Origin of the sequence: Duganella levis, assembly GCF_009857605.1 — a bacterium.
Taxonomy (GTDB): Bacteria; Pseudomonadota; Gammaproteobacteria; order Burkholderiales; family Burkholderiaceae_D; genus Rugamonas; species Rugamonas levis.
The window spans coordinates 177,737-198,658 of sequence record NZ_WWCT01000004.1; the positions used below are offsets into that span (position 1 = coordinate 177,737).

18 protein-coding genes are annotated in these 20,922 nt (G+C 63.9%); 12 read left to right on the forward strand and 6 right to left on the reverse strand.

Annotated elements, in window-relative coordinates; genetic code table 11:
- The first annotated feature begins 48 nt into the window (after positions 1–48).
- The 5 genes from dgoD to araH are packed head-to-tail and all read left to right on the forward strand — an operon-like array spanning position 49 to position 7,313.
- Positions 49–1,197, forward strand: a complete 1,149-nt coding sequence (gene dgoD, locus GTP69_RS07470; protein WP_161054281.1) for a galactonate dehydratase — start codon at positions 49–51, stop codon at positions 1,195–1,197.
- Positions 1,191–3,755: a beta-galactosidase gene (locus GTP69_RS07475; RefSeq protein WP_161054282.1), complete on the forward strand. Its 2,565-nt coding sequence runs from the start codon at positions 1,191–1,193 to the stop codon at positions 3,753–3,755. Before dgoD ends, GTP69_RS07475 begins: the two co-directional genes overlap by 7 nt.
- Positions 3,756–3,784: 29 nt before the next feature.
- A complete protein-coding gene (locus tag GTP69_RS07480; protein WP_161054283.1) occupies positions 3,785–4,756 on the forward strand; it encodes an arabinose ABC transporter substrate-binding protein in 972 nt (323 codons plus the stop codon).
- 2 nt (positions 4,757–4,758) lie between these two features.
- Positions 4,759–6,336 carry an L-arabinose ABC transporter ATP-binding protein AraG gene (gene araG / locus GTP69_RS07485; protein ID WP_161054284.1) on the forward strand — a complete coding sequence of 526 codons (1,578 nt, stop codon included), beginning with the start codon at positions 4,759–4,761 and terminating at the stop codon, positions 6,334–6,336.
- Positions 6,333–7,313, forward strand: a complete 981-nt coding sequence (araH, locus tag GTP69_RS07490) for an L-arabinose ABC transporter permease AraH (RefSeq protein ID WP_110844879.1) — start codon at positions 6,333–6,335, stop codon at positions 7,311–7,313. The genes araG and araH overlap by 4 nt, the downstream gene beginning before the upstream one ends.
- On the opposite strand, the gene GTP69_RS07495 is transcribed toward araH, so the two are convergent.
- Both GTP69_RS07495 and GTP69_RS07500 read right to left on the reverse strand, forming a co-directional pair.
- Positions 7,310–8,656, reverse strand: coding sequence for an MFS transporter (locus GTP69_RS07495; RefSeq protein ID WP_161054285.1), 1,347 nt, complete (start codon positions 8,654–8,656; stop codon positions 7,310–7,312). The two genes, araH and GTP69_RS07495, sit on opposite strands and share 4 nt — an antisense overlap.
- Before the next feature lie 6 nt (positions 8,657–8,662).
- Positions 8,663–9,715: an ROK family protein gene (locus GTP69_RS07500; protein ID WP_202424327.1), complete on the reverse strand. Its 1,053-nt coding sequence runs from the start codon at positions 9,713–9,715 to the stop codon at positions 8,663–8,665.
- A gap of 207 nt (positions 9,716–9,922) precedes the next feature.
- Here GTP69_RS07500 and GTP69_RS07505 point away from each other — a divergent pair, with 207 nt between their 5' ends.
- The gene (locus GTP69_RS07505) at positions 9,923–12,406 is read left to right on the forward strand and encodes a TonB-dependent receptor (protein ID WP_202424328.1); all 2,484 of its coding nucleotides are present in this window, start codon (positions 9,923–9,925) and stop codon (positions 12,404–12,406) included.
- Between the two features lie 5 nt (positions 12,407–12,411).
- The gene (locus GTP69_RS07510) at positions 12,412–13,569 is read left to right on the forward strand and encodes a YdcF family protein (RefSeq protein WP_202424329.1); all 1,158 of its coding nucleotides are present in this window, start codon (positions 12,412–12,414) and stop codon (positions 13,567–13,569) included.
- Here GTP69_RS07510 and GTP69_RS07515 read toward each other — a convergent pair.
- Positions 13,566–15,011 carry an FAD-dependent monooxygenase gene (locus GTP69_RS07515; protein WP_161054287.1) on the reverse strand — a complete coding sequence of 482 codons (1,446 nt, stop codon included), beginning with the start codon at positions 15,009–15,011 and terminating at the stop codon, positions 13,566–13,568. The genes GTP69_RS07510 and GTP69_RS07515 overlap by 4 nt on opposite strands.
- Before the next feature lie 54 nt (positions 15,012–15,065).
- Positions 15,066–15,821, reverse strand: a complete 756-nt coding sequence (locus tag GTP69_RS07520; protein WP_202424330.1) for a helix-turn-helix domain-containing protein — start codon at positions 15,819–15,821, stop codon at positions 15,066–15,068.
- 196 nt (positions 15,822–16,017) lie between these two features.
- Between GTP69_RS07520 and groES the strand changes: the two genes are divergently transcribed.
- The 5 genes from groES to GTP69_RS07545 all read left to right on the forward strand — a co-directional run bounded on the left by groES (position 16,018) and on the right by GTP69_RS07545 (position 20,238).
- Complete coding sequence (gene groES, locus GTP69_RS07525) at positions 16,018–16,308, forward strand: co-chaperone GroES (RefSeq protein WP_026637491.1); 291 nt, start codon at positions 16,018–16,020, stop codon at positions 16,306–16,308.
- 47 nt (positions 16,309–16,355) lie between these two features.
- Entirely contained in the window at positions 16,356–18,005 is a 1,650-nt protein-coding gene (gene groL, locus GTP69_RS07530) for a chaperonin GroEL (protein WP_161054289.1), read from the forward strand.
- Between the two features lie 86 nt (positions 18,006–18,091).
- A complete protein-coding gene (locus GTP69_RS07535; protein ID WP_161054290.1) occupies positions 18,092–18,550 on the forward strand; it encodes a cupin domain-containing protein in 459 nt (152 codons plus the stop codon).
- Positions 18,550–19,770, forward strand: coding sequence for an MFS transporter (locus tag GTP69_RS07540; protein ID WP_161054291.1), 1,221 nt, complete (start codon positions 18,550–18,552; stop codon positions 19,768–19,770). The genes GTP69_RS07535 and GTP69_RS07540 overlap by 1 nt, the downstream gene beginning before the upstream one ends.
- A 39-nt stretch (positions 19,771–19,809) precedes the next feature.
- On the forward strand, positions 19,810–20,238 hold the full coding sequence (locus GTP69_RS07545; RefSeq protein WP_161054292.1) for a VOC family protein: 429 nt from the start codon (positions 19,810–19,812) through the stop codon (positions 20,236–20,238).
- On the opposite strand, the gene GTP69_RS07550 is transcribed toward GTP69_RS07545, so the two are convergent.
- Positions 20,235–20,471 (reverse strand): hypothetical protein, encoded by a 237-nt coding sequence (locus GTP69_RS07550; protein ID WP_161054293.1) that lies wholly within the window; start codon positions 20,469–20,471, stop codon positions 20,235–20,237. The genes GTP69_RS07545 and GTP69_RS07550 overlap by 4 nt on opposite strands.
- Before the next feature lies 1 nt (position 20,472).
- Positions 20,473–20,895 carry a DUF7684 family protein gene (locus GTP69_RS07555; RefSeq protein ID WP_161054294.1) on the reverse strand — a complete coding sequence of 141 codons (423 nt, stop codon included), beginning with the start codon at positions 20,893–20,895 and terminating at the stop codon, positions 20,473–20,475.
- Positions 20,896–20,922 lie beyond the last annotated feature (27 nt).

Consider the following 20,922-nt stretch of genomic DNA (forward strand, 5'->3'; position numbering starts at 1 on the left):
GTTTTAGACTGAGCGTCTGTTCCCCGAACTCCATCCTGACTTTACCCTATGAAAATCACTAAACTGACGACCTACCGTGTTCCACCGCGCTGGATGCTGCTGAAAATCGAAACCGATGAAGGCGTCGTCGGCTGGGGCGAACCGGTCATCGAAGGCCGCGCCCGCACCGTGGAGACTGCGGTTCAGGAGATGGAGCCGTATCTGATCGGCCAGGACCCGGCCCGCATCAACGACCTGTGGCAGACCATGTACCGCGCCGGCTTCTACCGTGGCGGCGCCATCCTGATGAGCGCGATCGCCGGTATCGACCAGGCGCTGTGGGACATCAAGGGCAAAGTGCTGGGCAAGCCGGTGTACGAACTGCTGGGCGGCCTGGTGCGCGACCGCATGAAGATGTACAGCTGGGTCGGCGGCGACCGTCCGTCGGACATCATCGAACAAATCCGCACGCTGCAAAAAGGCGGTTTCAACACCTTCAAGATGAACGGCACCGAAGAACTGGGCATGCTGGACACCTCGGCCAAAGTGGACGAAGCGGTGCGCCGCGTGGCCGAGATCCGCGAAGCCTTCGGCACCACCATCGAATTCGGCCTGGACTTCCACGGCCGCGTGGCCGCGCCGATGGCCAAGACCCTGCTGCGCGAACTGGAACAATTCCGTCCGCTGTTCGTGGAAGAACCGGTACTGGCCGAGCAGGCCGAATACTACCCGCGCCTGGCCGAGATGACCTCGATCCCGCTGGCCGCCGGTGAGCGCATGTACTCGCGCTTCGAATTCAAGAACGTGTTCGCGGCCGGTGGCCTGTCGATCGTGCAGCCGGACCTGTCGCACGCCGGCGGCATCACCGAGTGCCTGAAGATCGCCTCGATGGCCGAAGCCTACGACATCACGCTGGCGCCGCACTGCCCACTGGGACCGGTCGCGCTGGCGGCCTGCCTGGCGGTGGACTTCGTGTCGTACAACGCCGTGCTGCAAGAGCAAAGCATGGGCATCCACTACAACAAGGGCGGCGAACTGCTGGACTACGTGGTCAACAAGGAAGACTTCAAGATCATCGACGGCTACTGCAACCCGCTGCCGAAACCAGGCCTGGGCGTGGAAGTGGACGAAGAGCGCGTCATCGAAGCCGCCAAGAACGCGCCGGACTGGCGCAACCCGGTATGGCGCCACGAAGACGGCAGCGTCGCCGAATGGTAATCGCGCCCCGCCTCCGCATTTGCGCGGCGGTGGTGGCAAGCGTGCTGGCCACCGGCTTTGCCGGCGCCGGCACGTTGTCCATCGACGCCAGCGCTCCAACGCCCGCCCCGCTCAACGCCGCGCTGCGCCTCGGCACAGCCACCGCACCGAATGGCGCCACGCTCGGCGCCAACGCCCGCTACCTGACCCGCAACGGCGCCCCATGGCTGCCGGTGATGGGCGAATTCCACTACAGCCGCACGCCTGCCTCGCAATGGGAAGCGGAACTGCGCAAGATGAAAGCGGCCGGCATCGACATCGTCGCCAGCTACGTCATGTGGAACCACCACGAAGAAGTTGAAGGTAAATTCGACTGGTCCGGCAACCGCGACCTGCGCCACTTCATCGAACTGGCCGGCAAGGCCGGTCTGGATGTGGTGGTCCGCGTCGGCCCGTGGGCACACGCCGAAGTGCGCTTCGGCGGCTTCCCGGACTGGGTGGTCAACGCCATGCCGACCCGCTCCAACGATCCGCAATACATGCGCTTCGTCGAGCGCCTGTATGGCCAGATCGGCCAGCAGCTGAAAGGCCAGCTGTGGAAAGACGGCGGCCATGTGATCGGCATCCAGCTGGAAAACGAATACAACATCGATGGTCCTGGCAAAGGCGCGGAACACATCGCTGCGCTGAAAAAGCTGGCGCTGAAGGCGGGCATGGATGTGCCCTACTACACCGTCACCGGCTGGGATGGCACCATCTACCCGAGCGGCGAAGTAACGCCGGTGTTCGGCGGCTATCCCGACGAGCCTTGGGGCGTGAGCACCAAGGAGCTGCCGGCGAAAGAGACCTACGCCTTCCGCTTCGACACCCGCGTCAGCGGCGACCTGGGTGCGCAAACCGCCGCCCACGCGCCGGGCACCGCCGAAACCGACAAGGAAGTCACCCCATTCCTCGGCGCCGAATATGGCGCCGGCCTGCCGTTCATGTATCGCCGCCGAACCGTGGTGTCGGCCGACGATATCGCCTCCATGCTGCCGGTGCAGCTGGGCTCCGGCGTCAACCTGATGGGCTACTACATGTTCCACGGCGGCCGCAATCCGCTGAGCCTGGGCGGCACCGGCATGGAAGAAAGCACCCTCAGTGGCGGCTACAACGACACCACCATGATCAGTTACGACTTCCAGGCGCCACTCGGCCCGGATGGCCAGCAGCGCAAGGTGCTGGAGAAGCTGCGGCCATTCCATCTGTTCACGCGCGCCTTCGGTTCGCGCCTGGCGCCTATGACCGTGCGCAAGCCGGACGTGTCGCCGGCCAAGCCGGATGACCTGACCACGGCGCGCTTTGCCGTGCGCAGCGAAGGTGAGCGCGGCTTCCTGTTCGTGAACAACCACGTACGCCAGTATCCAATGGCGGCGCAGAACGCGACGCAGTTCAACGTCAAGCTGCCGGGACAAAGCATCACGCTGCCGAGCAAGCCGGTGGACATAGCTAATGGCGCCTACTTCATCTGGCCGCTGAACCTGGACCTCGACGGCACCAACCTGCACTACGCCACCGCCCAGCCTTTAACGCTGCTGGATCAGGGCAAGGCAGGCCTGGTGGCGGTATTCGGCGCCAACGCCGGCGTGCCGGTAGAACTGTCGTTCGACGCGAGTGTGCGCGTGACGGCGGCAGGCGGCGCACACGTTGCCACTAATGGCGGCCACACGCTGGTCACCGGCGTGCAGCCTGGTGCTGGTGCGGCGGTGACCGTGCAGCGCGATGGCAAGCGTCCGCTGACCATCGTGGTACTTACGGCGGAACAATCGCAGCAACTGAGCGTGGTGCAACTGGCAGGCCAACAGCGCCTGCTGCTGAGCGCCGACCAGGCCTATGTGGACGGCAACGCGCTGCAACTGCGTTCGGTCGGCGACAGCAAGTTCCGCTTCGCGATTTATCCTGCGCTGGCGAATGCGCCGAAGGCCACCACCACCGGCGCGGCATGGAATGCCAAGCCAGCGGCCAAGGCGGCGGCAGCGCCGTCCAACGCCGGCGCGAATGCGGCTGTGGATGCACCTACCGCCACCGTCGCCCTGCGCGCGGCCGGCAACGACGGCATCTTCCAGGCGTTTGAAGCGACGCTGCCTGCGCACGAGATCAAGGCTACTGTCACGCAAACCCGCAACGCGCAGGAAGCGGCGCCTGTGGTCATCGGCGGCACCGCGAAGGCGGCCATCCAGCCGGCGCCGGAAAACTTCAAGGCCGCAGGCGCATGGCAGATCAACGTCCCGCGCGAGCAGCTGAAAGGCCTGGACGACGCGCTGCTGCAAATCGACTTTGTCGGCGACATCGGCCGCGTGTACTCAGGCACCCGCATGTTGGATGACTGGTACTACAGCGGCTATCAATGGCAGTTCGGCCTGCGTCAGCAAGCCGCGCTGCTGGACCAGCCGCTCACCGTATCCGTATTGCCGCTCCGCGCCGATGCGCCTATCTACCTGCCCAAAGAGGCACGCCCCGATTTCGGCGGCGCGAAGCAGATGGCAACCGTGCGCAGTGTGACGGTGATTCCAGTGTATCAATTACGTATCAACCCATAATAACGATATAAATCGAATGGAGACAGGATATGAAACGTACTTTGTTGGTTGCTGCGGCGCTTTGCGCTGCGGCCTGGGCGCATGCCGCTGATCCCGTAAAAATCGGCTTCCTCGTCAAACAGGCGGAGGAGCCGTGGTTCCAGGATGAGTGGCGCTATGCGGAAGTCGCCGCCAAGGAGAAAGGCTTCACGCTGGTGAAGATCGGCATCCCCAACGGCGAGAAAACCATGGCGGCCATCGACAATCTGGCGGCGCAGAAGGCACAGGGTTTTGTCATCTGCGCGCCGGACGTCAAGCTGGGCAAGGCCATCGAACGCGCGGCCAAGCGCAACAACCTCAAAGTCGTTTCAGTCGATGACCGCCTGGTCGACGGCAGCGGCAAGCCGATTGAGTCCATTCCCCACATGGGCATTTCCGGCTACCAGATCGGCAAGCAGGTTGGCGAAGGCATCATCGCCGAAATCAAGGCCCGCAAATGGAATATGGCGGAAGTCGGCGCGATCCGCGTCGCCTACGACCAGCTCCCGACCGGGAAAGAACGCACTACCGGCGCCGTCGATGCGCTGAAAGCCGCCGGCTTCCCGGCCGCAAACATCATCGACGCTCCCCAAGCCAAGACCGACACCGAAAACGCCTTCAACGCCACCAACATCGCACTGACCAAGAACGCCAAGTTCAAACACTGGGTGGCAGTGGGCCTGAACGATGAAGCGGTACTGGGTGCGGTACGCGCTGCCGAAGGACGCGGCATCAAGGCCGACAACATGATCGGCATCGGCATCGGCGGCGCCAAGGCCGCAGAAAATGAATTGAACAAGCCGCAGCCGACCGGCTTCTTTGGCTCGGTGATGATCAGCGCCAGGGAACACGGCTACCAGACCTCTATCAATCTGGTTAACTGGATCACCGGCAAAGCCACGCCACCGGCTGAAGTACTCACCAAAGGGATGTTGATGACCCGCGCCAATCAGGCCGAGGTCCGCAAAGCGATGGGCCAGTAGCCATGGCCGCATATCTGGAATTCGACCAGGTCTGCAAATTCTTCCCCGGCGTGAAGGCGCTGAACGGTGTGAGCTTCGCAGCGCACGCCGGCCAGGTGCATGGGCTGCTGGGTGAGAATGGCGCAGGCAAGTCAACGCTGCTGAAAATCCTCGGCGGCCAGTACAAGCCGGATGGCGGACGGCTGCTGGTGGATGGGCAGGAGCGCCACTTCACCAGCGCCAAGGATGCGATCCGCGCCGGCGTCGCCATCATCCATCAGGAATTGCAGTACGTGCCCGAATTAACGGTGGCCGAGAATGTGCTGCTGGGCCGCATGCCGACGCGTTTCGGCTTTCTCGACAAGGCGCGCGCGCATCGCATCGTGGCGGAGAAGCTGGCCGCCATCGGTGTGGACCTGTCGCCGGCCGCGCGGCTGGCAGACCTGTCGATCGCGCAGCGGCAGATGGTGGAGATCTGCAAAGCCATCATGCAGGACGCGCAGGTGATCGCGTTCGACGAACCTACCTCCTCGCTATCGCACCGCGAAACCGAAATCCTGTTCCGCTTAGTGAAAGAGCTGCGCGCCGATGGCCGCACACTGATCTACATTTCGCACCGGCTGGAAGAGCTATATGAGCTGTGCGACGCCTGCACCATCTTCCGCGACGGCCGCAAGATCGTCACGCATGATGTGATGGCCGACGTGCCGCGCGATCGGCTGATCAGCGATATGGTCGGCCGTGAACTGAGCGATATCTACGATTACCGCGAACGTCCGCATACGCAAGCGCGCCTGCAGGTACAAGGCCTGGACGGCAAGCACGTTAAAGGCCCGCAAAGCTTCAGCGTGCATGGCGGCGAGGTGCTGGGCTTCTTTGGCCTGGTGGGTGCGGGACGCAGCGAGTTAATGCGTCTGCTGTACAACGCCGATGCGCGCACCGCCGGCACGGTGTTACTGGACGGCGCGCTTGTTGCCACCGGCGGGCCGGCGGATGCTATTGCCGCCGGCATCGTGCTGTGTCCGGAGGACCGCAAGGAGCAAGGCATTCTTGCCACGGCGTCGGTGGCGGAGAATATCAACATCAGCGTGCGTCGTAACGATCTGCGTGGCGGCGTGTTCCTGCGCCACAAGCGCGAGGCGGCGCTGGCGGATGAATTCATCGCCCGCCTGCGCATCAAGACGCCCAATCACCAACAGGAGATTCGTTTGCTCTCCGGCGGCAATCAGCAGAAGGTGATTCTGGCGCGCTGGCTGGCGGAGCCGGGCCTCAAGGTGCTGATACTCGATGAGCCGACGCGTGGCATTGACGTCGGCGCCAAGAACGATATCTACCGCATCATCCATGAAGTGGCGGAGCGCGGTTGCTGCGTGATCGTGGTATCGAGCGAATTGCCGGAAGTGCTGGGCATCGCCGACCGCGTGATCGTCATGCGCGAAGGCGCCATCTGCGGCGAACTGTCGCGCGCCGACGCCAACGAAACCGAAGTCCTGCGCCTCGCCCTGCCCGACGGCGCCACGCCCGCCGCAGCCACTGCCACACCCACCGCGCCGGCCGCCTACATCGAATCGCCTGCCCAACCTACACGGAGCATCGCATGAGCGTCTCTCAACTCAATCCTGCCGCTGCGGCCTCGCCGCTGATCTCGCGCCAATGGCTATCGGAATACAGCATGCCGCTGGCCTACCTGGTGCTGTTCGCCGTACTATCGGCCACGGTGGAAAACTTCTTCTCCGTGACCAACGTCATCGGCCTGATGCTGTCGGTCGCGCAGATCGGCATGGTGGCCTGCACCATGATGCTGTGCCTCGCCTCGCGCGACTTCGACCTGTCGGTCGGCTCCACCATCGCCTTCGCCGGCGTGCTGGGCGCCATCGTGCTGGAACACAGCGGCAGCGTCGCCATCGCCGTTGCTGCAGGTCTGGGCGCCGGTGCGCTGATCGGCGCCCTCAATGGCGTCCTGATCGCCTACCTGCGCGTCAACGCCTTGATCGCCACCCTGGCCACCATGCTGATGGTGCGCGGCCTGGCCTTCATCGTCTCCAAAGGCCAGGCCGTCGGCATCAACGACGACAGCTTCATCGACTTCGGCGACACCCGCATCTTCGGCCTGCCGCTGCCGGTGCTGGTGGCCGGCGCCTGCTTCGTGGTCTTCGGCATCCTGCTGAACCAGACGGTCTTCGGCCGCAACACGCTGGCCATTGGCGGCAATCCGGAAGCCGCGCGGCTGGCCGGCGTGCGCGTCGAACGGCTGCGCGTGTGGATCTTCCTGCTGCAAGGCGTAGTGACCGCGATGGCGGGCCTGATCCTCGCCTCGCGCATCACCAGCGGCCAGCCGAATGCGGCGCAGGGCTTTGAACTGGACGTCATCTCCGCCTGCGTGCTGGGCGGCGTCTCGCTCCAGGGCGGCAAGGCGCGCATCTTCGGTGTGCTGATCGGCGTGCTGATTATGGGGACGGTAGAAAACGTCATGAACCTGCTGGACGTCGACGCCTTCTACCAATACCTGATGCGCGGCCTGATCCTGCTGGTCGCCGTGCTGCTCGACCAGCTCAAGACGCGCGGCGAGCGGCGCTAAGCCGGTACACGGCTGCACCGCAACTGGTTGGCGCGCAGCACTCGGGCATGCGCCTGATGGCCGATCGCCAGCCGCCGCAACGTCAGCACCGCCAGCACAGAGCCCAGCGCCGGCACGCCGAACGCCAGCCACTGCATGCCCTGCACCACCGATGGCGGCTGCGCCATGCCCGGCACATAGCCCAGCGCCGCCAGCGTCCAGCCGATGGCCGCCGCCGATGCCGCCGCGCCGGCCTTGAGGATCACCAGCATGGTGGCGAAGGTCGCCGTCTCGCGCCGCTCGCGGTGCCGGAACTCGGCGAAATCGATGACATCGGCCAGTATCCCCCACGGCAGCATGAAGATGCCGCCAAAGCCGATGCCGATTAACGCCGCTGTCGCCATCAGCAGCATCGGCTCGGCGCCGGCCAGCGCAAACAAGGCGATGCCGCCCAGCGCCACGCAGTGGCTGACCGCCAGCAGCCGCGTCTTGTCGTGATAGCGGAGCATGAAGATCCACCACACCGCGCCGGCGAACTGCCCTAGCGTCAGCATGAACAGCACCCGCCCCGCCAGCGCCGGCTGGCGCCAGGCGTAGGTGGCGATGTACAACATCATTTTGCCAAACACCGGCACGGCGAATCCGGTCACGACGGCGATCATCGCCATCGCCGCGAACAACCGGTCCAGCCGAGGCAGGAACACTGCGCGCGTCCTGCGCAGCGCGCCAGCGCCAGGTTCCTCGCGCGACGACCAAGCGGCCAACAGCATGGCGCCGCAGAACAGCAGGCCGCCGGCCACGCCCAGCCACGCCAACTGGCCAGGTGCGGCATGCTGGCCGGCGCTGCCGACCAACGGCACCGACACCGTTGCGATGACCACGCCGGCGGCAGAACTGAACACCGTGCGGTAGCCGGACGCCCGTCCGCGCGCGCGGCTGTCGCTGGCCACCCGCGCCAGCAGGCTGTTATGCGGCACGTCGATGACTGCGTAGGCGGCACGGAACAGCAGTATCGCTGCGCACGTCAGCTCCAGGCTGGGGTGCCCCATCAGCGGCAGGCTGAAGAACAGCGCGAAGGCCAGCGCGCACGGCAGCGTGCCCAGCACAATCAGCCGGCGGTAGCCAATGCCATGGTTCTGCGCCCGGCTGGCCAGCAGGCCGGCGCCCAGGTCCAGCAGCAGGTCGCCGCAGAACACCACCGCCATCAACAGGCTGACCTGCTGCGGCGCTACGCCCAGCAAATCGGTCAGCAGGAACAGCAGCGTCACGTCCACGCTGCCCAGCAACAGATTCTTGCCGAAATTGCCGGCCGAGTAGCCGATCAGGTGGCGGTCACGGCTCAGCAGATAGCGATGACCGCTCATGGCGCCTTACCAGAACGACACGGCGCTGGAAGCGTGGATCGGCAACAGGGCCGCACCCAGCGCGATTGAGCTGCCGCCCAGCCGCGACACGCGGATGGCGGCGGATGGCCGGTGCGCCGGCCAGCGCAACTGCCCCTGGTTGAGGCGCGCCGCCAGCCGCGCCATGAGCGATTCCGGCAATGGGCTGGAGAAGATGATTTCGCCCGGATCGAACCACGAGATGGCGCTGTTGACCACCAGTTCCAGCTGGCCGGCGGCGCGCTCCAGCCAGCGCTCGATCACCGCCTCATGGCCGGCCACCGCCTGATCGAAATGCGCCACCGACTGGATTGGACAGCCGGCCTCGCGCAGCACCGACAGCAGGTCCATCGTGGTCGGACGCGGCTGGTCCATCGGATACAGGCCGCCGATATCGCCGGCGCCGCCGAATTGCCCCTTCAGCAGGCGGCCGTCCTCGATCACGCCGGCGCCGATGCCATAGCCGAGCAGGAACACCACCGCCGTCGCCGCGCGCCGCACGGTATCGTCCAGATAGTATTCGGCCAGCGCCGACAGGTTGGCGTCGTTCTCCAGCATGGTAGGCAGGCCCAGCGCATCATCGAGGAGCTGGCGCAGCGGCACGTCGCGCCAGCCAGGCAGGTCGTTGACGATGTTCCAGCTGTTGCCGGCGCGTCCCTTCGGCGGCCCCGGCAGGCCGACGCCAACGCCGAGAAAACGCCCGCCCAGCAATTTATGCCGGACCGACAGTTCGGTGATGCGCTGTTCCAGCAGGCGCGCAAACGCCTGCGGGTCCGGCGCGCCGACATCTTCGCTGGTCAGCGAAATGATGCCGCCGGCGTAATCGACCAGCGCGATCTCCAGCACACCCTTGTGCAGCGTGGCGCCGACCGCGAAGCCGCCCGCCGGCGAAATCGTCAGCGGCACCGTCGGCCGGCCACGACCGCTGACATCGGCCGACGCCTGCTCCTCCACCAACCCCAGGCTGATCAGGTTGCGCGACAGCTTGGTCAGCGCCGAATTGCTGACCTGCAGCGCCAGCGACAGCTCGGTGCGTGGCATCGCGCCCTTGGTCCGCAGGTGCCATAACAAACGTTTTTCTTCTGAAGACAGTTTTAGCCGCGCAATTTTCATACAAACGGTATAAAACAGACAATTCTTGTCACACAATTGTCATATTCTATTTATTTTACAAGTAATAAATAATTATACCGAAAATGCCGTCCTATACTCGCCGCCAGTTGCCTTCCCTACCCACTGGAGAAATCGATGAGTACCAAAAAGAAGATGCTGGCGCACGCCATCAGCATGGCATGCGCGGTCGCCGGCCCCGCGCTGGCACAAGAAACCACGCCGTCCGCAGAAGCCCCGGCCGCCGAGGTCGACAGCGTGGTGGTCACCGGTTCGGCCCGCCCGCAGCGCCGTTTTGACGTCTCGTATGCCGTCAACGCGCTGTCGCAGAACGAGGTGCAGAAACTGGCGCCGCAAAGCATGGCCGACCTGCTGGGCAAGCTGCCCGGCATCCAGGTTGAGGCCACCGGCGGCGAGGTGCAGAACATCACCCGCGTGCGCGGCATTCCGACCGACGACGGCCTGGCGCTGTTCCAGCAGGACGGCCTGCCGCTGTTCACCGAAATCAACGGCTTCTTCTTCCGTGGCGACAGCCTCAACCGCTACGACCTGATGACCAAAAGCCTCGAAGTCGTGCGTGGCGGCCCGGCCTCGATCTACGCCAGCCAGGCGGCGGCCATCGTCAACAGCAGCACCGTCACCGGCACCGACAAAACCAAGGGCAAGGCGCAAGTAACGCTGGGCACCACCGGCCTGGCGCGGCTCGACCTGTACCAGGCCGGCAAGATCGACGACCAGACCTTCTACGCGGTCGGCGGCTTTATCCGCCAGGATGACGGTCACCGCGACAACGGCTTCCCCAACGACAAGGGCGGCCAGATCCGGGGCAACCTCAAGCGCGTACTGGAACACGGCACGCTGACCGTCAGCGGCAACTACCTGAACGACCACAACACCTTCTACCTGCCGATCCCGATTGCCGACCCGCGCAATCCATCGGCCTCGCTGAACCAGTACATCGACTACTTCGACGGCACCATGAATTCGCCGGCGCTGCGCAATGTGCCGATGAAATATCGCGACGGCAACGGCAATCTGGTGACCGACACGCGCGACCTGGCCAACGGCCGCCATCTGGAATACGGCAACCTCGGCGTGCAGTACGAGGGCGAACTGGGCCAGTGGCTGCTGTCGGCCAAGGCCGGCGCCACCAAGGGCACGCTGGACTTCGACGCCTTCTATTCCACCTCCAACCCGGCCGACGCCACGCAGTTTGCCAACGGCTTCCTGGGCGCCGCCAAGACCGCGTTCGGCGCCGTCGATCATCTCGGCTACGCCATCGCCGGCAGCAACGGCAGCCAGGTCTACAATCCCGCCGCTGCCTCCGGCCTGGTGATGCAGGCGCAATACCGCGCCGCCGGCTCGGACTTTTATTCCAACCAGGCCGACATCAACCTGACGCGCAACTTCCAGACCGGCAGCGGCAACCACGACGTCAAGCTGGGCGTCTACCTGAGCGGCTACGGCCAGACCAGCAAGTCGGTCTACAACGACATGCTGATCGAGGTACAAGGCAAGCCGCGCACGCTGGACATGGTGGCCTACTCGGCCTCCGGCGCGGTGCTCGGGTCGGTGACCGACAACGGCGTGCTGCGCTACACCACCACGCTGAATCAGGGCGACGTCGACGCGCGCATGGGCGCCTTCTACGTCAACGACACCTGGGAAGTCTCGGACCGCCTGCGCCTGGACGGCGGCCTGCGCCGCGAACGCTATCACTACGACGGCTACGCGCTGCTGACCAACCAGGTCAACCTGGGCGATGCCAAAACGCTGGCCGACGACACCACCCGCGCCTTCACCGGCGGCGTGCAGGCGCACAAGTACAACATCAACACCATCAACTGGACGCTGGGCGCCAACTACGACTTCACCAAACAGCTGGGCGCCTATGCACGCGCCTCGCACCTGGAAGTGCCGCCGTCGATGCAGGTGGCGGCGTCGGTCGACCCGCTGGTGCTGAAGACCAAGGCCAACCAGTTTGAAGCCGGCTTCAAGGCGACCATGGGCCGCTCCTACCTGTACGTGACCGGCTTCTACACCCAGTTCAACCCGCTGAACGCCTCGTTCGTCGCGTTCAACCCGGCCACCGGCCGCAACGACCAGACCGTGCCGTTCTTCGGCAAGGCGGTGGTCAAGGGCGCCGAGCTGGATGGTTCGCTGGCGCTGGGACCGCGCTTCTCGCTGGCCGGTTCGCTGACGGTGCAGGATCCGCAGTACCGCGACTTCGTCAACGCCACCGGCGCCGATCCGTCCAAGGTGGTTGGCAACCAGATCATCCGCGAGCCTAAGGTGTTCGGCAACATCCGCCCGAACTACGACTTCAATGTGCAGGATTATCTGGTTGAGATGTACGGCAGCTACTCCTACACCGGCAAGCGCTATGTCGACTTCTTCGAGGCCACCGCGCTGCCGGCCTATCACTCGCTGGGGGGCGGCGTCTCGGTCACGCGCGGCGACTGGAAGCTGCAACTGTCCGGCGACAACCTTACCGATGCGAAAGGCCTGACCGAAGGCAATACGCGCACTGATACACTGGCGGGCCAGGGCAGCCAGCAGGCCATCTACGGACGTCCCGTGTTTGGCCGCAGCTTCCGCCTGGTCCTGAGTAAAGCATGGTGAACCGAATGATGAAAAAAACCTTACTGCCGCTGTCCTTCGCCCTGTCGCTCGCCTGGTCGCTGCCGGGCGGCGCCGCCCCTGTCACCGACCAGCACTGGTCGCTGCTGGCGCGGCAACTGTTCCCGGCGTTGAGCGACATGGGCAACGCCCGCCTCGACAACGCCAACGCCGTGCTGGCCGCGCGCCGCGCCCGCATCGACGCCTGCCAGCAGGCGCCGACCTGCGTGCTGAACGCCGGGCTGTGGAGCGACGCCGAAATCGGCGAACTGGCCGCTGCGGCCGCCAAAGCGCCGGCCTCGGCCTGGCGCAAGCCGGCGCTGGCCGACGACGGCATCCCGGCCCAGGTTGGGCGCGAACTGCGCGGCTTGAACAGCATCCTGCAGGTGTACGGACTGGGTGCGGCGCCGCACTACCCGCTGATCGACGGCCCGCTTGAGCCGGCCGGCAGCCAGCACTTCACCGCCACCGTGGCTGACGCTGTAGCGATGGCCAAGGCCGGCGCCGACGATCCGGCGCTGGCGCTCGATCCAAGCCTGCGGCTGGCGGTGGCCCTGCTGGACGCGAACGGCCGCGACGACGCCATCGCCTTCGAGCCACTCGATCCGCAGCACAACGCAGCGGCGCTAGGCCGCGCCCACATCATCGACTGGAAGCTGTACCGCTACACGGCGCTCATCATTCCCGGCATCGGCCCGGAAAACGCGCTGCCGCTCAGCCCGCGCGGCAAGCTCAATGTGCGCATGGCCGCCAAGCGCTTTGCCGACGGCGAAGCGCCGTTCATCATCCTCAGCGGCGCATCGGTGCATCCGCGCGGCACCCGCTACGTGGAAGCGGTGGAGATGCGACGCGCGCTGATCGAACGCTATGGCGTGCCGGCCGAGTCCGTCATCATCGAGCCCTATGCGCGCCATACCACCACCAACCTGCGCAACGTCACGCGCCGGCTGGTGGCGATGGGCGCGCCGCTGGACAAGGACAGCCTGATCATCACCAATACCGGCCAGAGCGGCTATATCGAGAGCCCGGAGTTTTCGGCGCGCAACCAGAAGGAACTGGGCTACCTGCCGGGCACGGTGGGTAAGCGCTTGTCGCCGACCGAGCTGACCTTCCGGCCCTCGGCCAAATCGCTGCGCATCGATCCGGCTGATCCGCTCGATCCTTAAGCCTTAGTGCTGAACCACGGCGCGGCGGCCTGAGACAGGTCGCCGTCGCCGTCACGCCAGACCACCACGCCATCCGGCCGCACCAGCAAGGCGTGGTAGTCCAGCCGGTCCGGCACGCGGCCGGTCACATACTTGACGCCATGTTGCGCGGCCCAGCTGCGCATCGCTGGATCGGCGTCAAAGTCCAGCAGCATGCCCTGGCCGTCGCGCATCAGCGCCTGCACTGTCACGCCATCAATTTCAAAGTTAGGCACGCTGTTGGTGGCGATGCCCCACACACGGCCGGCGATATAGGTCGCGCCATCGCGCGTCTTGATCAAATCGCGGAAGATTGCATGCAGCGCGCTGGCCTCCGGGCCGGGACGCATGATGGCAACCTGCGCGCGCGACCAGTCCAGCACACGGACGCCAAGCGGATGGCGTTCGGCCTCGTAGCTGTCCAGCAGGCCGTCCGGCGCATCGCCGCGTATGGTGGCCGCTAGCTTCCAGCCAAGATTCATCGCGTCGCCCAATCCCAGATTCAATCCCTGTCCGCCCAGCGGTGAATGAATGTGCGCCGCATCGCCGGCCAGCAGGATGCGGCCATTGCGGTAGCTGGTGGCTTGGCGCGCGCGGTCGGTCCACGTGGTAGCGACGTGCAGCGCGCTGATGGTGACGTCGGTAGCCGAAATCCGGCGCAGCACCGATTGCAGATGTTCCAGCGTGACCGCCTCGCCGCGCTGATGAAAAGCGCCGCCATCAAAATCCTGGATCGCCAGATAGCCCGGCTGCGATTGGAAGTACATACCGCGCGGCGTGACGTTGCGGCCAGGCTTAAGCAGTTCCGGATTGGCGAAATCGACCTTCACCGTGTAGCCGGTAAATTCCGGCTCGGTGCCGGCGAACTCAAAGCCGCCCTCCTTGCGCACCACGCTGCGCGCGCCGTCGCAGCCAACCAGCCACAAGGCGCGAAAGATGCTGTCGCTAGTCCGCACGGTAACGCCGGCGTCGTCCTGTTTAACTCCGGTCACGCCGACGCCGCGCAGTATCTCAACGCCCAGCGACTGCGCGCGGCGCGTCAGCACCGCTTCGGTCTCCGCCATTTCGGAGATCATGCTGGTGGGCGTGGAACTGGGCAGGCGATGGGACCACTGCGCGGTATCGATATCGCCGTACAAAAACGGAATACCGGCAAAGTGCCCCGCCTGCGTGGAGCCCACATGGCCGAATGGATTCTTGAGCCGCTTGGGCACCTCCAGCTGATCGAGCAGGCCGCGGCGGTCCAGCGCCTCGATCGACGGCGCGTTCAGTCCCCGGATGCCGAACGGCAGTTGCTTCAATGGCGTGTGCGGATCGTCGGCCTTCTCCAGCATCAGCACCGAACAGTTGGCCAGCGCCAGCTCGCAAGCGAGAAACAGGCCGACCGGGCCGGCGCCTGAAATAATGATGTCGTAAGTTTTCATGCCGGCCAGTCTAAATTTTGCTGGCCAGGCCGGATTGTACAAACGCGACAAAAACTACGGCCGACGCTTGCGCGCGAATGCGGCCGGCGTCATGCCGCTGTAGCGCTTGAACTCCCGGCTCAGATGCGACTGATCGGTGTAGCCCAGCGCCTGCGCCAGTTCGGCAAGGTTCGCATCCGGCTCGGTCCACAGGCGGTTGCGCGCCTGTTCAAAGCGCATCAGGCCGGAGACGTCCTTCACCGTATGGCCGGACGACTGCTTGAACTTGCGCTCCAGCGTGCGCACCGTCGCATGCGCCGCTGCGGCCACCTCGCTGACCGGCATCACGCCGCGCGCCTCCAGCATCGCCGCGCCGGCCTTGAACAGCGTGGGATCGACCGCCGTCGGCTGCGCGCCGCTGAAATAGTCCGCCAGCAGCGCCACCGCATCCTCGATCCGCCCCTCCGCCACGCAGGCCTGCAAAGCCGGTTGCAGCACCGCCACCGGATGTTCGAACACCCGCAAGCCATCCTTGTCCGGCGGCAGGCCGAGCAAATCGAACACGGTCCACGGATAACAGCGGATGCCGATCACGTCCAGCACGCCGTCGGTGGTCAGATGCAGCGGCTGGTTGAGCAAGCCCATCAAGAACGGCGACGGCAGCGCCTTGCCATCGAGATAACAGCTGCCGAAGTAAAAAATGATCTCCGCATACCCATCCGGGATGATTTCGAAGCTCGGCCCATGGTCGGCGCGGCGGGTATGCCAAAAGCACCGGATGGCGCCGCGCAACGGCTCCGGAGGTGCAAATTCGCGGTGAAGATCATGCATTGTAGTCATAACGATACTATTTTCTTGTTTATTTGATGCTTCGCAAGCTTGCGCGCCTTGAAATGGACCAAGGTCGTCCCTATAATTAGCACTCGTTACGGTGGAGTGCTAACAGCACCCAGCTCAACTTTCCGTCGTAGCAATCTGATTGAAACGACAACCAACTGTACCATTGTTAAAAATTAAGGAGTTTTGTATGAACCTTCGCCCTTTGAACGATCGCGTAATCGTCAAACGCCTCGACCAGGAAACCAAAACTGCGTCCGGCCTGATCATCCCTGATGCGGCTGCTGAAAAACCAGATCAAGGCGAAGTCCTGGCGGTTGGCAATGGCAAGATCCTGGAAGACGGCAAAGTACGTCCTCTGGATGTCAAAGTAGGCGATCGCGTCCTGTTCGGCAAATACGCCGGCCAGACCGTCAAGATCGACGGCCAGGAACTGATGGTCATGCGCGAAGAAGACATCATGGCGATCGTCACCAAGTAATTCTTGGTCTCGACTGATCCCACTTAACACCTCAAGGAGCAATAAACATGGCAGCTAAAGAAGTTATTTTCGGCGACGCAGCGCGCGCCAAAATGGTTGAAGGCGTGAACATCCTGGCTAACGCCGTTAAAGTCACCCTGGGCCCGAAAGGCCGCAACGTTGTGCTGGAACGTTCGTTCGGCGCCCCTACCGTCACCAAGGACGGCGTATCCGTTGCCAAAGAAGTCGAACTGAAAGACAAACTGCAAAACATGGGCGCGCAAATGGTTAAGGAAGTTGCTTCCCGTACCAGCGACAACGCCGGCGATGGTACCACCACCGCAACCGTGCTGGCCCAGGCCATCGTGCGCGAAGGCATGAAGTTCGTTGCCGCCGGCATGAACCCAATGGACCTGAAGCGCGGTATCGACAAAGCTGTTGCAGCGACCGTCGAAGAACTGAAAAAAATCGCCAAGCCAACCACCACCTCGAAAGAAATCGCCCAAGTCGGCGCGATCTCGGCCAACTCGGATACCTCGATCGGCGAGCGTATCGCTGAAGCGATGGAAAAAGTCGGCAAAGAAGGCGTGATCACCGTGGAAGACGGCAAATCGCTGAACGACGAGCTGGACATCGTTGAAGGTATGCAGTTCGACCGCGGCTACCTGTCGCCATACTTCATCAACAACCAAGAGAAACAAGTTGCCGCTCTGGACAGCCCATTCGTCCTGCTGTGCGACAAGAAAATCTCAAACATCCGTGACCTGCTGCCGGTACTGGAACAAGTCGCTAAAGCTGGCCGTCCACTGCTGATCATCGCTGAAGACATCGAAGGCGAAGCACTGGCGACCCTGGTGGTCAACAACATCCGCGGCATCCTGAAAACCGTTGCTGTCAAAGCTCCTGGCTTCGGCGACCGTCGTAAAGCCATGCTGGAAGACATCGCTGTGCTGACCGGCGGCCAAGTGGTGGCTGAAGAAATCGGCCTGACCTTGGAAAAAATCACCCTGGAAGAACTGGGTCAAGCCAAGCGTATCGAAGTCGGCAAAGAAAACACCATCATCATCGATGGCGCTGGTCAAGCCGCTAACATCGAAGCCCGCGTCAAACAAATCCGCGTGCAGATCGAAGAAGCGACCTCGGACTACGACCGTGAAAAACTGCAAGAGCGCGTGGCCAAACTGGCCGGCGGTGTTGCCGTGATCAAAGTCGGTGCTGCTACCGAAGTTGAAATGAAAGAGAAAAAAGCCCGCGTGGAAGATGCACTGCACGCAACCCGCGCTGCCGTGGAAGAAGGCATTGTGCCAGGCGGCGGCGTTGCCCTGCTGCGCGCCCGCGCGCTGGTATCCGGCCTGAAAGGCGACAACCCAGACCAGGACGCAGGTATCAAGATCGTTCTGCGCGCCATGGAAGAGCCACTGCGCATGATCGTGCAAAACGCTGGCGAAGAATCGTCGGTGGTGGTTGCTGCTGTGTTGGCTGGTTCGGGTAACTACGGTTACAACGCTGCCAACGGCACCTACGGCGACATGGTTGAAATGGGCGTGCTGGATCCAGCTAAAGTCACCCGCTCGGCACTGCAAAACGCAGCGTCGATCGCTGGCCTGATGCTGACCACCGACTGCATGATCGCTGAAGTCACCGAAGACAAAGCTGCCGGCGGCATGGGCGGTATGGGTGGCATGGGTGGCATGGGTGGCATGGACGGCATGATGTAATGTTGCCGGCCGGCTGATCTAGCCTGCCAGAAGCCCGCGGACGCTACGGCGACGCGGGCTTTTTTTTGTCTGCTAAACTTGTGCACATGAAATTACTTACTCTTTTGCTCGCTGCCTTCGCGACGATGGCGCCGGCGATGGCGCAGGATTTGCCGCCGGTGCTGCATCCCGATCAACTGACTGCCATCCACGCGGCGCCTGGCGTCACGCTGTGGGAACTGAGCGGCCGCACCGCGCCTGCTGGCGCCCGCAGCGACAAAGTCAGCGTGGCGCTGTTCCGGCTCGAACCGGGCAAGGCCAGCGCGTGGAGCCACAACAAGCTGGGCGAGGAATCGTTCTTCGTGCTCAGCGGCGAAGGCGAGGTCTGGACCGACAGCAAGGTGCAGGCAGTGAAGCCGGGCTCCTATATCGTCATCCAGCCCAGCACGGTGCGCTCGATCCGCGCCAGCAAAGGCGTGCCGCTGACGTTCTACGCCATCACCTCGCCCGCGTGGAGCAGTGACGACGACGTCCTGACCACGGCCCCTGCCGGCGCACCCAAATAATGGCGAGGCCCGCATCCACCGTGGCAGAAGCGGTCGATGCCGGCCAATCCGGCCGCCGGCGTGCACTGTTCGCCGCCAGCAGCGCCCATGCCGTGCATGACGGCCTCACCGATCTCATCTACGTTTTACTGCCGATCTGGCAGACCCAGTTTGCCATCAGCTACGCGATGATCGGCTTGCTGCGCGCATCCTATTCCGGCGTGATGGCAAGCTTCCAGCTATTGGCCAGCCGTCTGGCGCGGCGCTGGGGACGCGAGCGCATGCTGATCGGCGGCACGGCGCTGGCCGGTGTGGCGTATCTGATTGCCGGCATGGCTGGCGGCTTGCCGGTGCTTATGCTGGCGCTGATGCTGGGCGGCTTGGGCGCCAGCACCCAGCATCCGCTGGCGTCGTCGCTGGTGACGGATGCGTATGCGTCCGGCGGCAACGTCAAGGAGGCGCTGTCGCAGTACAACTTTGCCGGCGACATCGGCAAGACACTGATACCCGGCGCGGTCGGCTTGTTGCTGGTGGTGGTCAGCTGGCAGACCAGTGTCATGCTGATCGGCGTGCTGGGACTGGGTGCGGCGCTACTGCTGTGGCGGCTGTTGCCGGCGTCCGCCGCATCGTCCCGCAAGGCCGGCGCAACGGGCACTGCGGGCTCGGGTCAGGCGCACGGCGTGGGCGGCGGTTCGGTTAGCGGCCTGCGTGCCTTGCTGGCGACGGGCACGCTGGACAGCACCGCCCGCATGGGCTTCCTGACCTTCCTCCCCTTCCTGCTGAAGAACAAAGGTGCGGGCACGGCCGGCATCGGCCTGGCGCTGTCGCTGCTATTTGTGGGCGGCGCGTTTGGCAAACTATTCTGCGGCTACCTGGGCGCGCGCATCGGCATGATGAAGACCGTGTGGGCCACCGAGTCGCTGACCTCGCTATGCATCGTGCTGGCGGTGTGGTTGCCGCTAAGCGGCGTGATGCTCATGCTGCCGCTGCTGGGACTGGCGTTGAACGGCACCTCATCGGTACTGTACGGCGTGGTGCCGGAGTTGGCCGCGCCGGGCAAGCACGAGCAGGCGTTTGCGTGGTTTTATACCGGCACCATCGGCGCTGGTGCGCTGTCGCCGGTGGTGTTCGGACGGCTGGGCGACGTGCTGGGCGTATCGGTGGCGCTGTGTACGCTGGCGGCGCTTCTGCTGTTCACACTCCCGCTATCGTGGCGCGTCCAAAAAGCGCTTTCGGGCTAAAATCTGCGTTCCCATGGACTTCGCGTGAAGGAGTACAGCATGGAAACACAAGAACTGCACCGTGGCCGCTTGATCGACCACATCCAACTGGTCGTGCGCGACCTGCCTGCCTCGCAAAAATTTTATACCGCTGTGTTTGAAGTGCTGGGCATCCCGCTCGGCGGCGCCGACGACGGCTACTTCTGGGCCGATGAATTGTTCGTCTCCACAGCAGACAGCGAGGCGGCGCAAGGCGCGCTGACCGGCCGCCATCATCTGGCGTTTCAGGCTCGCGACCACGCGATGGTGGAGGCGTTCTACCAGGCCGCATTGGCGGCCGGCGGCAAAGACAACGGCGCGCCGGGCGAACGTCCCTACCACCCCGGCTACTACGCCGCCTTCGTGCTGGACCCTGATGGCAACAACATCGAAGCCGTCTTCCACGGCGATGCTAAACGCAGCGCGTCATCCGTGCGCATCACGTTCTAACGGTGCCGCGGCCATTCGGCGCGCAACTGGCGCAGCAACTCTTCGCCATTGTCCGGGTAAAATTCCGGATCGCGCTCTTTAAGAATGGTACTCGCTTCACTCATGGCGATGGAATAGCGTCTGATTGTCAGTTGATCCAGCTGATCAATTTCTTTTTGCTGCTCGGCTTCGATACCGGCCAGAATCGCGAGCGTTAGCGCCCGGGAGGGCTGGCGGCGACTGAGGAACGTCAACTCAAGCGTCGCTGTAAGCGTCTTCGAGTTCTTCGCGGCGCGGGGTGTCGGCGATGTGGAGGATCAGGGTGTCTTGCAGGTCGGCCGGATGGGATGCGCGGTGGCGGGCGAACCAGAACACTTCTTCCAGATCGTCATCCTCATGCGCGGTGACCAGTACGCGGTGCTGTTCCGCCACGTCTTCGTAGTTGACGGCTTCCAGCGCCGCGTCCTCGACCGCCTCGCGCCATTGTTCGCTGTCCTTGCCCCATACCAGCACATACAGGCTGCCGGACTCGATCAGCCAGCGGCTGATGTCCCACATGGTGGTTTCCTGTACTTCAACATCAGCGACAAGAATGGTTTTGAACGCGCGCAGGCCTTCCAATACAGGAAGGTCTGCGTCCGGGTGGAAGTGAAAATATTTAGGCGCTGGAGTTTGCATGGCGGCGGGCTTTTGCTAAAGCCCGCA